At 71.0% G+C, this 13,469-nt stretch carries 11 protein-coding genes; 4 read left to right on the top strand and 7 right to left on the bottom strand.

Annotated features, from left to right (window positions below; genetic code table 11):
- The first annotated feature begins 4 nt into the window (after positions 1-4).
- Positions 5-3,070 (top strand): efflux RND transporter permease subunit, encoded by a 3,066-nt coding sequence (locus RGE_RS15925; RefSeq protein WP_014429471.1) that lies wholly within the window; start codon positions 5-7, stop codon positions 3,068-3,070.
- A 6-nt stretch (positions 3,071-3,076) separates the two neighbouring features.
- Here the strand turns inward: RGE_RS15925 and moeA are convergent, their stop codons facing one another.
- From moeA to RGE_RS15905, 4 genes are read right to left on the bottom strand one after another with little or no spacing between them, the layout of a single operon-like run.
- Entirely contained in the window at positions 3,077-4,354 is a 1,278-nt protein-coding gene (gene moeA, locus RGE_RS15920) for a molybdopterin molybdotransferase MoeA (RefSeq protein ID WP_014429470.1), read from the bottom strand.
- Positions 4,347-4,925, bottom strand: coding sequence for a molybdenum cofactor guanylyltransferase MobA (mobA, locus tag RGE_RS15915; protein ID WP_014429469.1), 579 nt, complete (start codon positions 4,923-4,925; stop codon positions 4,347-4,349). The genes moeA and mobA overlap by 8 nt, the downstream gene beginning before the upstream one ends.
- Entirely contained in the window at positions 4,925-6,043 is a 1,119-nt protein-coding gene (moaA, locus tag RGE_RS15910; protein ID WP_014429468.1) for a GTP 3',8-cyclase MoaA, read from the bottom strand. Before moaA ends, mobA begins: the two co-directional genes overlap by 1 nt.
- Positions 6,044-6,094: 51 nt before the next feature.
- Positions 6,095-6,721: a C40 family peptidase gene (locus RGE_RS15905; RefSeq protein ID WP_014429467.1), complete on the bottom strand. Its 627-nt coding sequence runs from the start codon at positions 6,719-6,721 to the stop codon at positions 6,095-6,097.
- A gap of 130 nt (positions 6,722-6,851) precedes the next feature.
- Here RGE_RS15905 and acuI point away from each other — a divergent pair, with 130 nt between their 5' ends.
- The 3 genes from acuI (at position 6,852) to RGE_RS15890 (ending at position 10,744) form a co-directional block, all read left to right on the top strand.
- Entirely contained in the window at positions 6,852-7,844 is a 993-nt protein-coding gene (gene acuI / locus RGE_RS15900) for an acrylyl-CoA reductase (NADPH) (protein ID WP_014429466.1), read from the top strand.
- Positions 7,845-7,874: 30 nt separating this feature from the next.
- Positions 7,875-9,803, top strand: a complete 1,929-nt coding sequence (locus tag RGE_RS15895; RefSeq protein ID WP_259376281.1) for a propionate--CoA ligase — start codon at positions 7,875-7,877, stop codon at positions 9,801-9,803.
- A 98-nt stretch (positions 9,804-9,901) separates the two neighbouring features.
- Positions 9,902-10,744 carry a DNA ligase gene (locus RGE_RS15890; RefSeq protein ID WP_014429464.1) on the top strand — a complete coding sequence of 281 codons (843 nt, stop codon included), beginning with the start codon at positions 9,902-9,904 and terminating at the stop codon, positions 10,742-10,744.
- Between the two features lie 9 nt (positions 10,745-10,753).
- Here the strand turns inward: RGE_RS15890 and RGE_RS15885 are convergent, their stop codons facing one another.
- The 3 genes from RGE_RS15885 to RGE_RS15875 form a co-directional block, all read right to left on the bottom strand.
- Entirely contained in the window at positions 10,754-12,421 is a 1,668-nt protein-coding gene (locus RGE_RS15885) for a PhoH family protein (RefSeq protein ID WP_014429463.1), read from the bottom strand.
- Between the two features lie 107 nt (positions 12,422-12,528).
- Positions 12,529-13,005, bottom strand: coding sequence for a peroxiredoxin (locus tag RGE_RS15880; RefSeq protein WP_014429462.1), 477 nt, complete (start codon positions 13,003-13,005; stop codon positions 12,529-12,531).
- Positions 13,006-13,069: 64 nt separating this feature from the next.
- On the bottom strand, positions 13,070-13,453 hold the full coding sequence (locus RGE_RS15875; protein WP_014429461.1) for an Mth938-like domain-containing protein: 384 nt from the start codon (positions 13,451-13,453) through the stop codon (positions 13,070-13,072).
- Between the last annotated feature and the right edge of the window lie 16 nt (positions 13,454-13,469).

Genomic DNA, 13,469 nt, shown 5'->3' with positions numbered 1-13,469 from the left:
GCGCGTGCGCCTGTCGGAAACCTCGATCCGTCGCCCGGTGCTGGCGACGGTGATGTCGCTGCTGCTGATCCTGGTCGGCCTGGTGTCGTTCCGCGCGCTGACGGTGCGCGAGTACCCGAAGATCGACGAGCCGGTGGTCACGGTGTCGACGACGCTGGTCGGCGCCGCCTCCGAGGTCATCGAGACCCAGGTGACCAAGCCGCTCGAGGACTCGATCGCCGGCATCGACGGCGTCGACATCATGACCTCGATCTCGCGCACCGAACGCAGCCAGATCACGGTGCGCTTCAAGCTCGAGAAGGACCCGGACACCGCCGCCGCCGAGGTGCGCGACCGCGTCTCGCGCGTGCGCGGCCGGCTGCCCGACGCGGTCGACGAGCCGGTGATCGCCAAGGTCGAGGCCGACGCCACGCCGACGATCTGGATCGCCTACTCGGGCGAGGCCGTCGACCCGCTGCAGCTCACCGAGGTCATCACCCGCGTCATCAAGCCGCGGCTGCAGACCGTGCCCGGCGTCGCCGACGTGCAGATCGGCGGCGACCGTTCGTACTCGATGCGCGTCTGGCTGGACCCCGACCGCCTCGCCGCCTACCGCCTGACGGTGCAGGACGTCGAGGACGCGCTGCGGGCGCAGAACCTGGAGGTGCCGGCCGGCCGCATCGAGAGCCGCCAGCGCGAGTTCAACGTCACCGCGCGCACCGACCTGAACACCGTCGCCCAGTTCGAGCAGGTGGCGCTGAAGACCGTCGCCGGCTACACGGTGCGGCTGCGCGACGTCGCGCGCATCGAGGAAGGCGCTGCCAGCGAACGTTCGCGCGTGCGCCTGAACGGCGTGCCGTCGATCAGCACCGGCGTGATCCGCAACGCCACCGCCAACCCGCTGGACGTCGCCGCCGGCGTGCGTGCGCTGCTGCCCGAGCTGCAGCGCGAGCTGCCGCCGGGTGTCACCGCGACGCTGGCCAACGACAACTCGGTCTTCATCGACCGCTCGATCAAGGCCGTCTACCACACGATCGCCGAGGCGGTGGTGCTGGTGGCGCTGGTGGTCTTCGTCTTCCTGCGCACGCTGCGTGCGTCCTTCATTCCGCTGGTGACGATTCCCGTCAGCCTGATCGGCAGCTTCGCGCTGATCGCCGCGGCGGGCTTCTCGATCAACACGCTGACGCTGCTGGCGCTGGTGCTGGCGATCGGCCTCGTCGTCGACGACGCGATCGTCGTGCTCGAGAACATCTTCCGCCACATCGAGGACGGGTTGAAACCCTTCCAGGCGGCCTTGAAGGGCGTGCGCGAGATCAGCTTTGCCGTGGTCGCGATGACGCTGACGCTGGCCGCGGTGTTCGCGCCGCTGGCCTTCACGCCGGGGCGCACCGGGCGGCTGTTCGGCGAGTTCGCGCTGACGCTGGCCGGCGCGGTGCTGGTCTCAGGCTTCGTCGCGCTGACGCTGACTCCGATGCTGTGCAGCAAGCTGCTGCGCCACGAGACGAAACCGACGCGCTTCGACCGCTGGATGGAGCGTGGCCTGGAGCGCCTGTCGGCGGCCTACGGCCGGGCGCTGGCCGCGGCGCTGAACCTGCGCTGGGCGGTCGTCGCGGTGATGCTGGCCTGCGGCACGGCCAGCGTCTGGCTGTTCATGACGGCCAAGAGCGAACTGGCGCCGATCGAGGACCGCGGCGTCATCATCATGCCGGTGCGTGCGCCCGACGGCTCGACGCTGGAGTACACCGCGCGCTACCTCGACGAGCTCGACGCGATCGCCGCGACCTTCCCCGAGTTCGACCGGCGCTTCATGTTCGTCGGCGGCGGCCAGGTCTCCACCGCCTCGGCGGTGATGCGCACCGTCGACTGGGCCGAACGCGAGCGCACGACGCAGCAGCTGGCGCAGGCGCTGCTGCCCCAGGTGCGCCAGCTGCCCGGCGTCAACGTCTTCCCGATCACGCCGCCCAGCCTGGGCCAGGGCTTCCGCGAGCGGCCGCTGAACTTCGTCGTCGTCAGCAGCGACTCCTACGACAACATGGCCCGCGCGACACGCGCGCTGATGGCCGAGATGGCGAAGAACCCGCAGTTGGTGCAGGTCGACAGCGACCTGGAGCTGAACAAGCCCGAGATCTACCTCGACGTCGACCGCCAGCGCGCCGCCGACATGGGCGTCTCGGTCGGCGCCGTCGCGCGCACCGTCGAGACGATGCTGGGCAGCCGCAACGTCACGCGCTACAAGCGCGACGCCGAGCAGTACGACGTCATCCTGCAGACCGGCGATACCGGCCGGGCGACGCCGCAGGACATCGAGAAGCTCTTCGTGCGCAGCGCCGGCGGCGCGATGGTGCCGCTGTCCTCGCTGGTGAGCTTGCGCGAGTCGGTCAGCCCGCGCGAGCTGAACCACTTCAACCAGCGGCGTTCGGTCAGCATCACCGCCTCGCTGGCGCCGGGTTATTCGCTCGGCGAGGCGCTGGCCTTCATGGACGAGGCCGCGGCGCGCACGCTGCCGGCCGGCTACGCGACCGAGCTCAACGGCGTCAGCCGCGAGTTCCGCGCGTCCTCGGGCGCGCTGGCGCTGGTCTTCGTGCTCGCGCTGCTGTTCATCTTCCTCGTGCTGTCGGCGCAGTTCGAGAGCTTCGTCGACCCCTTCGTGATCCTGCTGTCGGTGCCGCTGTCGATGGTCGGCGCGCTGCTGGCGCTCAAGCTCTCGGGCGGCACGCTGAACGTCTATTCGCAGATCGGGCTGGTGACGCTGGTCGGGCTGATCACCAAACACGGCATCCTGATCGTCGAGTTCTCCAACCAGCTGCGCCGCCAGGGCAAGGCGATGCGCGAGGCGGTCGTCGAGGCGGCCAGCCTGCGCCTGCGGCCGATCCTGATGACCACCGGCGCGATGGTGCTGGGCGCGCTGCCGCTGGCGCTGGCCAGCGGTGCCGGCGCCGAGAGCCGGCACCAGATCGGCTGGGTCATCGTCGGTGGCATGTCGCTGGGTACGCTGCTGACGATCTTCGTCGTGCCGACGGTCTACACGCTGCTGGCGCGCGAACGCGTGCCGGGCGAGATCACCGAAGCCGAGGCGGCGCCGGCGGCCTGAGCGCCGTCAGCCGAGCGAGTCGAAGGGCAGGACCTCGACCCGCTCGCCTGCGGCCACCGGCCCACGCTCGTGCGCGAGCACGATCAGGCCGTCGGCGCGGCTCATGCTGCTGAGCATGCCCGAGCCCTGGTCGCCGGTCGGCGCGACCTCCCAGTCGCCGTCGGCGGCGCGCGAGAGCACGCCGCGCTGGAACTCGCTGCGGCCCGGGCGTTTCTTCAGCGCCACCGCGGCGCGTGCGACGACGGTCGGCAGCGGCCGCGGCGTCGCGCCGGCCAGGCGCAGCAGCGCGTCGCGCACCAGCACCTGGAAACACACCACCGCCGCCACCGGGTTGCCCGGCAGGCCGAAGTACAGCGCGCCGCCGTGCAGCCGGCCGATCGCCATCGGCCGCCCCGGGCGCAGCGCCATGCGCCAGAACAGCACCTCGCCGGCGGCGGCGAGCACACGCCGCGTGTGGTCGGCGTCGCCGACGCTGACGCCGCCGGTGCTGACCAGCGCGTCGCAATCGGAGCCGGCCTGCAGCGCCGCGGCCAGGGCCTGCGGGTCGTCGCGCACGCGGCCCAGGTCGACGGCGTCGACGCCCAGGCCGGCGAGCAGCGCGCCCAGCGTCGTGTGGTTGCTGTCGTAGATGCCGCCGGGCGGCAGCGGCTCGCCGGGTGCCGTCAGTTCGTCGCCGGTGCTGAAGAAGGCGATGCGAGGCCGCCGGCGCACGGTGAGCACGGGCTGGCCCAGCGAGGCGGCGAGGCCCAGGTCCGAGGCGCGCAGCCGGCGCCCGGCCGGCACGGCGACGCCGCCCTGGCGCAGGTCCTCGCCGCGGCGGCGGCAGTGCTGGCCGGCACGCACCGCGCCGGCGGGGATCGTCACGCGGCCCTCGGCCACGGTCACCAGTTCCTGCGGCACGACGCTGTCGTGGCCGGCCGGCAGCGGTGCGCCGGTCATGATGCGGATGCAGGCGTCGGCCGGCGCCGGGCCGTCGAAGCCGTGGCCGGCGAGCGCCTTGCCCGCGACCGGCAGCACCGTCGCGCCGTCGGCGGCCAGCGCGGCGCCGGCGAACGAATAACCGTCCATCGCCGAGTTGTCCTGCGCCGGCACGTCCAGCGGCGAGACCAGGTCGGCGGCGAGCACGCGGCCCAGCGCGTCCTTCAGCGGCAGCGTCTCGGTGCCGGCGACCGGTAGCGCCAGGCGGGCGAGGGCGGCTTGCACCGCGGCCAGCGGCAGGTCGGCGTCGCCGTGGCAGGCCAGGTCCTGGGCGATGGCGGCGATCGGCGTCGTGGCCTCAGCCATCGTTCAGCGTCTCCGGGGTGTTGAAGTTGGCGAACGCGGTCTCGTCGTCGAAGTCGACGGCGACACCGCCCATCGTGCGCAGCCAGTGCTCGACGCGGCGTTCGCCGCCGGCGAGCGAGGCTTCCAGCGCATCGGCCAGCGCCGTGTCGACGAGGCAGAACACCGGATGCGTGCGCGCCGCGCGAGCGTAGACGATCTTCGCGTCGCCGCGGCCGCCGGCCAGGCGCGCGACGAGGTCGACGGGGAAGAAGGGCGCGTCGCAGGGCACGGCGGCCAGCCAGCGCGTGCGTGCATGGCGCAGGCCGGCCAGCAGCCCGGCCAGCGGCCCCAGCGAACCGGGCAGCGTGTCGGCCAGCACCGGCACGCCGAAGCCGGCGTAGGTATCGAGATGGCGGTTGGCGCTGACGGCCAGCGCGCCGACCTGCGGCGCCAGCCGTTCGAGCGCGTGCAGGGCCAGCGGCCGGCCTTGCCAGGCGACGAGGCCCTTGTCGGCGCCGCCCATGCGCCGGCCAAGGCCGCCGGCGAGCACGAGGCCGGTCAGCTCGTCGCGCGAGATCGCCCCGGGCGCCATCAGCCGCCGATGTAGTGCATCTCGATGCGGCGCTCGCCGGGCGCGGCGGTCTGTTCACCGCGCAGCTCGGAGTAGCGGTCGCCGCGTGCCGCCCAGACGAGGCCGATCGCGCCGGCGATCTGCGCGTCGCTGGCGCCGCTGCGCAGCAGAGAGCGCAGGTCGTGGCCGCGCGTGGCGAACAGGCAGGTGAAGAGCTTGCCTTCGGTCGACAGCCGGGCGCGGCTGCAGTCGCCGCAGAAGGCCTTGGTGACGCTGGAGATCAGGCCGATCTCGCCGCGCCCGTCGCGGTAGCGCCAGCGTTCGGCGGTCTCGTCGGCCGAAGCCGGCAGCAGCGGTTCCAGGCCGAAGGCGGCGTCCAGGCGCTGGCGCAACTGCTCCGACGGCAGCACCTCGTCCAGGCGCCAGCCGTTGCTCGAACCGACGTCCATGTACTCGATGAAACGCAGCCGCACCGCCGGCCCCCAGGTGTCGCGCACGTGGCGCGCCAGCGGCAGGATCTCGCCGTCGTTCATGCCGCGGCGCACGACCATGTTCAGCTTGACCGGCGCCAGGCCTGCTTCGAGCGCCGCGTCGACGCCGCGCAGCACGTCGGCGACCGGGAAGTCGACGTCGTTCATGCGCCGGAAGACGGCGTCGTCGAGCGCGTCCAGGCTGACCGTCACGCGCGTCAGACCGGCGTCGCGCAGCGGCCGTGCCAGGCGGGTCAGCAGCGTGCCGTTGGTCGTCAGCGTCAGCTCGGGCGGCCGGCCGTCGACGGTGCGCAGCTCGGCGAGCTGCGCCACCAGCGTCGGCAGCTGCTTGCGCAGCAGCGGCTCGCCACCGGTCAGGCGGATCTTGCGCACGCCATGGGCCAGGAACAGCCGCGCGACGCGCGTGATCTCCTCGAAGCTCAGCAGCGCCTCGTGCGGCAGGAAGCGGTAGCGCGTGTCGAAGACTTCGCGCGGCATGCAGTAGCCGCAGCGGAAGTTGCAGCGGTCGGTGACCGAGATGCGCAGATCACGCAGCGGGCGGTCGAGGCGGTCGACGAGATGCCCGCTCGGCGCTGCCGGGTCGGCAGGCACCGCCAGCGGTACCGCAGCCACACGCAGATCGGCCAGAGGGATGACGCTTTCGCCCATCCCGCGATTGTGCCGGTTTGACGTCCGGCAAGCGTGTCGGGGGTCTCCCGGTCAGTTCCGGGGCTGGACGTTTTCGGCCTGGGCCGCGTCGTCGAGGTCGGCGCGGCGCGCGCCGTTGAAACGCTTCATCCAGTAGGACTGGCGCATGTCCTCGATGCGGACTTCGCTGCCGGTGCGCGGCGCGTGGATGAACTTGCCGTCGCCGATGTAGATGCCGACGTGCGAGAAAGCGCGCCGCATCGTGTTGAAGAAGACGAGGTCGCCGGGCTTCAGCTCGTCGCGCGAGACCTTGGTCAGCGCGCCGTCCTTGGCCTGCTGGTCGGCACGGCGCGGCAGCACCATGCCCAAGCTGCTTTCGAAGACGTGGCGGGTGAAGCCGCTGCAGTCGAAGCCTTCTTCGGCGCTGTTGCCGCCGCGGCGGTAGGGCACGCCGAGGAAGTTCATCGCCGACATCACGAGTTCGGACGCGGTGTCGCGAACCTGCTGGACGATGCCTTGGGTGGTGCCCGAGACCGAAGCGGCGGAAGGCACGAAGCCTTTTTGCTGCAGCAGCTGCATCACCGCGTCGCCGGCTTGCGGCGGGTTGGCGGGTGTTTCCGGTGCCGCCGAGGCGCCGAAGACTGCGGCAGCGGCAAGACCGGCGACGCAGAGTCGGAGGAGGCGGGGACGGAAGGGCATCGGCCGGCGAGGATAGGGGGCAACCCGAGCAGTGTCAATGTCGGCGACATGGGCACTATGCTTCGCCGTGCCGGATGCACGCCGCGAAGTTGCGGTCGCGCAAACCGGCGCACTGTCTTGGAGGGAACTGATGTTCCGTGGATTGCTGTTGGAAAAGGGCGAGGGCGGCTTCGGCGCGCGCCTCGCGGAGATCGACGAATCGCGACTGCCGGGCGCCGACCTGGCCGACGTGCTGGTGCAGCCCGAGTACTCGACGCTGAACTACAAGGACGCGCTGGCGATCACGAACCGTGCGCCGGTCGTGCGTGCCTGGCCCATGGTGCCGGGCATCGACGGCGCCGGCACCGTGCTGGAGAGCGCGCACCCGGACTGGAAGCCCGGCGACCGCTTCGTGCTCAACGGCTGGGGCGTCGGCGAGACGCACTGGGGCTGTCTGGCCGAACGTGCGCGCCTGAAGGGCGACTGGCTGGTCAAGCTGCCCGCGGCCTTCACGCCGCGCCAGGCGATGGCCATCGGCACCGCCGGCTACACGGCGATGCTCTGTGTGCTGGCGCTCGAATCGCACGGCGTCGTGCCCGGTGACGGCGAGGTGCTGGTCACCGGCGCCAGCGGCGGCGTCGGCAGCGTCGCGATCGCGCTGCTGGCCAAGCTGGGCCACCGCGTCGTCGCCGTCAGCGGCAAGCCCGATGCGGCCGACTACCTGAAGTCGCTCGGCGCCGCCGAGGTGCTCGACCGCGCCGCGTTCACCGCGCCCGGCAAGCCGCTGCAGAAGGAGCGCTGGGCGGCCGTCGTCGACGCCGTCGGCAGCCACACGCTGGCCAATGCGCTGGCGCAGACGCGCTACGGCGGCGTCGTCGCGGCCTGCGGCCTGGCGCAAGGCCTGGACCTGCCGGCCAGCGTCGCGCCCTTCATCCTGCGCGGCGTCACGCTCGCCGGCATCGACAGCGTGATGGCGCCGAAAGCGCGCCGCGAAGCCGCTTGGCAGCGCCTGGCGCGTGACCTCGATGCGACGCTGCTGGAGCGCATCGCGAGCGAGGTTTCACTGGATTTCGCGATCGCCAAGGCCGCCGAATTGATGGAAGGCAAGGTGACCGGGCGGGTGGTGGTGCGCATCGCTTCCTGAGTCAGCGGCTCGTCAGCGCCCGGTCTCTTAATCCGCGCCCATAACGAGGAGACAACGATGACCGATTACGCCGAGTTTCATCGTCGATCGCTGCAGGATCGCGACGCGTTCTGGGCCGAACAGGCCAAGCTGATCGACTGGCACAAGCCCTTCGAGCAGGTCTGCGACTACAGCCGGCCGCCGTTCGCGAAGTGGTTCGTCGGTGGCGAGACCAATCTCTGCCACAACGCCGTCGACCGCCACCTCGCGACGCGCGCCGACCAGAACGCGCTGATCTACGTCTCCACCGAGACGAACCAGGAGCGCATCTACAGCTACCGCGAGCTGCACGCCGAAGTGCAGCGCATGGCGGCGACGCTGCAGAGCCTGGGCGTGAAGAAGGGCGACCGGGTGCTGGTCTACATGCCGATGGTCCCCGAGGCGGCGTTCGCGATGCTCGCTTGCACGCGCATCGGCGCGCTGCACTCGGTGGTCTTCGGCGGTTTCGCCAGCGTCAGCCTGGCCACGCGCATCGACGACGCCGAACCGACGGTCATCGTCAGCGCCGACGCCGGCAGCCGCGGCGGCAAGGTCGTGCCTTACAAGCCGTTGCTCGACGAGGCCATCCGCCTCGCCGACCACAAGCCGCAGAAGGTGCTGATGGTCGACCGCGGCCTTGTCGCCTTCGACCGCGTCGAAGGCCGCGACGAAGACTACGCCAGCTGGCGCGAGTGCCACTTCAAGACCGAGGTGCCTTGCGAGTGGGTGGAGGCCACGCATCCGAGCTACACGCTCTACACCAGCGGCACCACCGGCAAGCCCAAGGGCGTGCAGCGCGACACCGGCGGCTACGCCGTGGCGCTGGCCGCCAGCATGGAGAAGATCTACCTCTGCAAGCCGGGCGAGACCTTCTTCTCGACCAGCGACATCGGCTGGGTCGTCGGCCACAGCTACATCATCTACGCGCCGCTGCTCGGCGGCTGCGCGACGATCATGTACGAAGGCCTGCCGATCCGCCCCGACGCCGCCGTCTGGTGGAGCCTGGTCGAGAAGTACAAGGTGACCTCGATGTTCAGCGCGCCGACCGCGGTGCGTGTGCTGAAGAAGCAGGACCCGGCGGCGCTGAAGAAACACGACCTGTCCAGCCTGCGCGCGCTGTTCCTCGCCGGCGAGCCGCTGGACGAACCGACGGCGACCTGGATCGCCGAGGCCCTGGGCAAGCCGATCATCGACAACTACTGGCAGACCGAGACCGGCTGGCCGATCCTCAGCCTGTGCAACGGCGTCGAGGCCGCGAAGAGCAAGTTCGGCTCGCCGGGCAAGGCGGTCTACGGCTACGACGTCAAGCTGCTCGACGAGCACAGCGGCGAGGAGCTCAAGGGCGCCGGCCAGAAGGGCGTCGTCGCGATCGAAGGGCCGCTGCCGCCGGGCTGCATGCAGACCGTCTGGCGTGACGACAAACGCTTCGTCAACACCTACTGGAGCAGCGTGCCCAGCCGGCTGGTCTACAGCACCTTCGACTGGGGCATCCGCGACGAGGACGGCTACTTCTTCATCCTCGGCCGCACCGACGACGTCATCAACGTCGCCGGCCACCGCCTGGGCACGCGCGAGATCGAGGAAAGCATCTCCAGCCACCCGAAGGTCGCCGAAGTCGCCGTCGTCGGTGTCGCCGACAACCTGAAGGGCCAGGTCGCGATGGCTTTCGCGGTGCTGAAGGACCCGTCGGTGATCGCCACCGAGGCCGATGCGCTGAAGCTCGAAGGCGAGGTGATGAAGCTCGTCGACGAGCAGCTCGGCGCCGTCGCGCGGCCGGCGCGTGTGCGCTTCGTCGCCACGCTGCCCAAGACGCGTTCGGGCAAGCTGCTGCGCCGGGCGATCCAGGCCGTCTGCGAGGCCCGCGACCCGGGCGACCTGACGACGATCGAGGACCCGACCGCGCTGCAGCAGATCCGCGACCTGATCACGCCCGCCGCCTGAGCCGCTGCGCCCTCCGCGGAGGGCGCCCCGCGGAGCGATGGAAAGGCGGCGTGCGCGCCGCCAGACTCGGCCCCCGACGCTGACGCAACGGGGGCCGAATGCTGTTGACTCGACGCGATTTCTGGGCCGCCGCGCTCGCCTGCTGCAGCCTGCCGGGCCGCCCGGCCGAAGCCGGGTCGCCGCCGGCCGTGATGCTGGCGCGCGAAGCGCGGCTCGGCGTGGACCCGGCGGGTTTTCTCGTCAGCGAGAAGCTCGACGGCGTGCGTGCGCTCTGGGACGGGCGACGCCTGCGCTTTCGCAGCGGCCGCGACGTCGTCGCGCCGCCGGGTTTCGTCGCCCGGCTGCCGCCGGTGGCGCTGGACGGCGAACTCTGGCTGGGGCGCGGCGCCTTCGAGGCCGTCTCGGGCCTGGTGCGGCGCGAGTCGCCCGACGATGGCCGCTGGCGCGCGCTGCGTTACTGCGTCTTCGACCTGCCCGGCGCTCCGGGGCCGTTCGCCGAGCGGGCGCGCCGCCTGGCCGACCTGGCGCGCGGCACGAACGCCTTCGTCGCCGTCGAGCAGCGCCGCGTCGCGTCGGCCGGCGCGCTGAACGTCTGGCTCGACGAGGTCGTGACCGGTGGCGGCGAAGGCCTGGTGCTGCACCGCGCCGACGCGCTATGGCAGCCCGGCCGCAGCGACGCGTTGCTCAAGCTCAAGCCGCAGCAGGACGCCGAGGCGGTGGTCGTCGGCCACGTCGGCGGCCAGGGCCGCCTCGAAGGCCGGATGGGCGCCTTGCGCGTGCGCGCCGACGACGGCACCGAGTTCCTGCTCGGCACCGGCTTCAGCGACGCCGAACGCGCGGCGCCGCCGCCCGTCGGCACGGTCGTCAGCTACCGCTACCGCGGCCGCACCGCGGCCGGTGTGCCGCGGTTCGCCAGCTTCCTGCGCGTGCGCGAGTTCTGAGCCCGGGCCTCAAAGCACCTCGCTGGCGAAGTCGGCCAGGCGCGAACGTTCGCCGCGTGCCAGCGTCAGGTGGCCGCCGTGCGGCCAGCCCTTGAAGCGGTCGACGGCGTAGGTCAGGCCGCTGGAGCCTTCGGTCAGGTAAGGCGTGTCGATCTGCGCCAGGTTGCCCAGGCAGACGATCTTGGTGCCCGGGCCGGCACGCGTGATCAGCGTCTTCATCTGCTTGGGCGTCAGGTTCTGCGCCTCGTCGATGATCACGTACTTGTTCAGGAAGGTGCGCCCGCGCATGAAGTTCAGGCTCTTGATCTTGATCTTCGCGCGCACCAGGTCGTTGGTCGCCGCCCGGCCCCATTCGCCGGCGCTGGCATCGCTGCGCGCCAGCACCTCGAGGTTGTCGTCGAGCGCGCCCATCCACGGGCCCATCTTCTCTTCCTCGTTGCCGGGCAGGAAGCCGATGTCGTCGCCCACCGGCACCGTCACGCGGGTGACGATGATCTCGCTGTAGCGGCGCTCGTCGAGCACCTGGGCCAGGCCCGCGGCCAGCGTCATCAGCGTCTTGCCGGTGCCGGCGGTGCCGGTCAGCGTGACGAAGTCGCAGTCCGGATCCATCAGCAGGTTCAGCGCGAAGTTCTGCTCGCGGTTGCGCGCGGTGACGCCCCAGACGGCGTTCTTGCCGTGGGTGTAGTCGCGCAGCGTGCGCAGCACCGCGGTCTTGCCGGTGATCTCGGAGACTCGCGCGTACAGCGGCGTCGCGCCCGGGGTCTCGAGGTAGACGAACTGGTTGATCAGCAGCGCCGGCACCAGCGGGCCGCTGATGCGGTAGAAGGTGTTGCCACCCTGCTGCCAGCTCTCCATCGTCTTGCCGTGGCGCTCCCAGAAGTCGGACGGCAGCGGCAGCACGCCGGTGTAGAGCAGGTCGCCGTCTTCGAGCGTCTTGTCGTTGAAGTAGTCCTCGGCCGGCAGCCCCAGCGCACGCGCCTTGACGCGCATGTTGATGTCCTTGGACACCAGCACGACCTCGCGGTCCTTGCGCTGCTCGCGCAGCGCCTGCACGACGCCGAGGATCTGGTTGTCGGCCTTGCCCTGCGGCAGCCCGGCCGGCAGCTTCACGTCCAGCAGCATGGTCTGGAAGAACAGCTTGCCGCCGGCCTCACGGTGGCCGGTCTTGGCCAGCGGGATGCCGGCGGTCGAGTCGACGGCGCCGTTCTCGCCGGTGAAGGTGGCCAGCGCGTCGAGCTCGCGGCTGACCTGGCGCGCGTTGCGCGCGACCTCGCTCATGCCCTTCTTGTGACCGTCGAGTTCCTCCAGCGTGATCATCGGCAAGAAGACGTCGTGCTCGTCGAAGCGGAACAGGCAGGTCGGGTCGTGCATCAGCACGTTGGTGTCGAGCACGAAGAGCTTGACCGGGCCGGTGCCGCGCGGCGAGCGCATGCGGGCGCGCGGCGCGGGCGCCGGAGCCGGCGTCGGGGCGGCAGGGGCTGGTGCGGGCTGCGGCGCCGGCCGGCGCGCGGAGACCACCGCGCCGCCGTCGTGCAGTTCCAGCGGGGCTTCCGCCGGCGCCGCCTCGGGCGCGGCGGCTTTCAGCGTTCGCTTGCGCGGTTTCGGCGCGGCCTGCGACTCGTAGTCGGCGGCGGCGAGCAGGTCGGCTTTCTTCGTCGGAGGCTTGGGCAGGGGCATGGTGGGCTCAGCAAAAAGCAAAAAGCCGCACGGCGGACCGGGCGGCTTTCGGCGGGAGAGGGAGGAGGGCACCGCGTTGGCGGCGCCGGACACGCGGGCGGGCGATCTCAGGCAGCCTGCTTGAGGGCCTGCACGGCCTTGAGGACCTCGTCGACGTGGCCCGCGACCTTGATGCCGCGCCACTCGGCACGCATCACGCCGTCGGCGTCGATGAGGAAGGTGCTGCGCTCGATGCCCTTGACCTTCTTGCCGTACATGATCTTGTTCTTGACCACGCCGAACATGTGGCAGAGCTTCTCTTCGGTGTCCGCGATCAGTTCGAAGGGCAACTCCAGGGCCTGCTTGAACTTCTCGTGCGACGCGAGGTTGTCGCGCGAGACCCCGAAGACCACCGCGCCGGCCGCCAGGAAGTCCTGGTGGTGGTCACGGAATTGCATAGCCTCGGTCGTGCAACCGGGCGTCGCGTCCTTGGGGTAGAAGTACAGGACCACGGCGTGGCCGAGATTCGCAGAAGGCGTGAACTTCACGCCGCCGGTCGCGAAGGCTTCGAATTCCGGAAGGGTCTTGTTGACAACGGGCGTCATGGATGGTGTTCTCGGAACGTAGGCAGCCGTCGCCGGCTCAACACGTGATTATAAAACGCCGGCATTACGCCCCATCGCCCTCCAAAACGAGGGCCGCGACGACTTCGCGTTCTTCCGCGGCCAGGACGTTGTAGGTACGGCACGCGGCGACGGTGTCCATGGTCTCGACGCCGATGCGGCGCTCGATCAGCGGGCGCAGCAGCGCCGGCGAGATGAAGCGCAGGCGCCGGCCGGAGCCGAAGATCACCAGTTCGGGGCGCAGCGCGGCGATGCGCTCGAAGTGCTCGGCGGTCAGCGCGTCCAGCGACGGCGCGCCCCAGGGCAGCACGGCGCCCTTCCAGGGCACGACGATGCTGTGGACATGGGCCGTCGTGCCCACCCACACCTGGCCGGCGTCGTGACGCGTGATCACGTTGCTGCCGCTGAAGCTGTCCGGCTGGAATTTCATGCGTGGATAATTCTAG

Source organism: Rubrivivax gelatinosus IL144, from assembly GCF_000284255.1.
GTDB lineage: Bacteria > Pseudomonadota > Gammaproteobacteria > Burkholderiales > Burkholderiaceae_C > Rubrivivax > Rubrivivax gelatinosus_A.
The sequence above is the reverse complement of the archived record's forward strand: the minus strand, read 5'-3'. Positions and strand labels throughout refer to the sequence as shown.

What these genes read in the sequence shown, in the direction of transcription:
- RGE_RS15885 (WP_014429463.1), bottom strand. Translation starts at nt 12,421, where the DNA reads ATGCCCCTGCCCAAGCCTCCGACGAAGAAAGCCGACCTGCTCGCCGCC.
- RGE_RS15880 (WP_014429462.1), bottom strand. Translation starts at nt 13,005, where the DNA reads ATGACGCCCGTTGTCAACAAGACCCTTCCGGAATTCGAAGCCTTCGCG.
- RGE_RS15890 (WP_014429464.1), top strand. Translation starts at nt 9,902, where the DNA reads ATGCTGTTGACTCGACGCGATTTCTGGGCCGCCGCGCTCGCCTGCTGC.
- RGE_RS15875 (WP_014429461.1), bottom strand. Translation starts at nt 13,453, where the DNA reads ATGAAATTCCAGCCGGACAGCTTCAGCGGCAGCAACGTGATCACGCGT.
- RGE_RS15905 (WP_014429467.1), bottom strand. Translation starts at nt 6,721, where the DNA reads ATGCCCTTCCGTCCCCGCCTCCTCCGACTCTGCGTCGCCGGTCTTGCC.
- mobA (WP_014429469.1), bottom strand. Translation starts at nt 4,925, where the DNA reads ATGGCGCCCGGGGCGATCTCGCGCGACGAGCTGACCGGCCTCGTGCTC.
- acuI (WP_014429466.1), top strand. Translation starts at nt 6,852, where the DNA reads ATGTTCCGTGGATTGCTGTTGGAAAAGGGCGAGGGCGGCTTCGGCGCG.
- moaA (WP_014429468.1), bottom strand. Translation starts at nt 6,043, where the DNA reads ATGGGCGAAAGCGTCATCCCTCTGGCCGATCTGCGTGTGGCTGCGGTA.
- moeA (WP_014429470.1), bottom strand. Translation starts at nt 4,354, where the DNA reads ATGGCTGAGGCCACGACGCCGATCGCCGCCATCGCCCAGGACCTGGCC.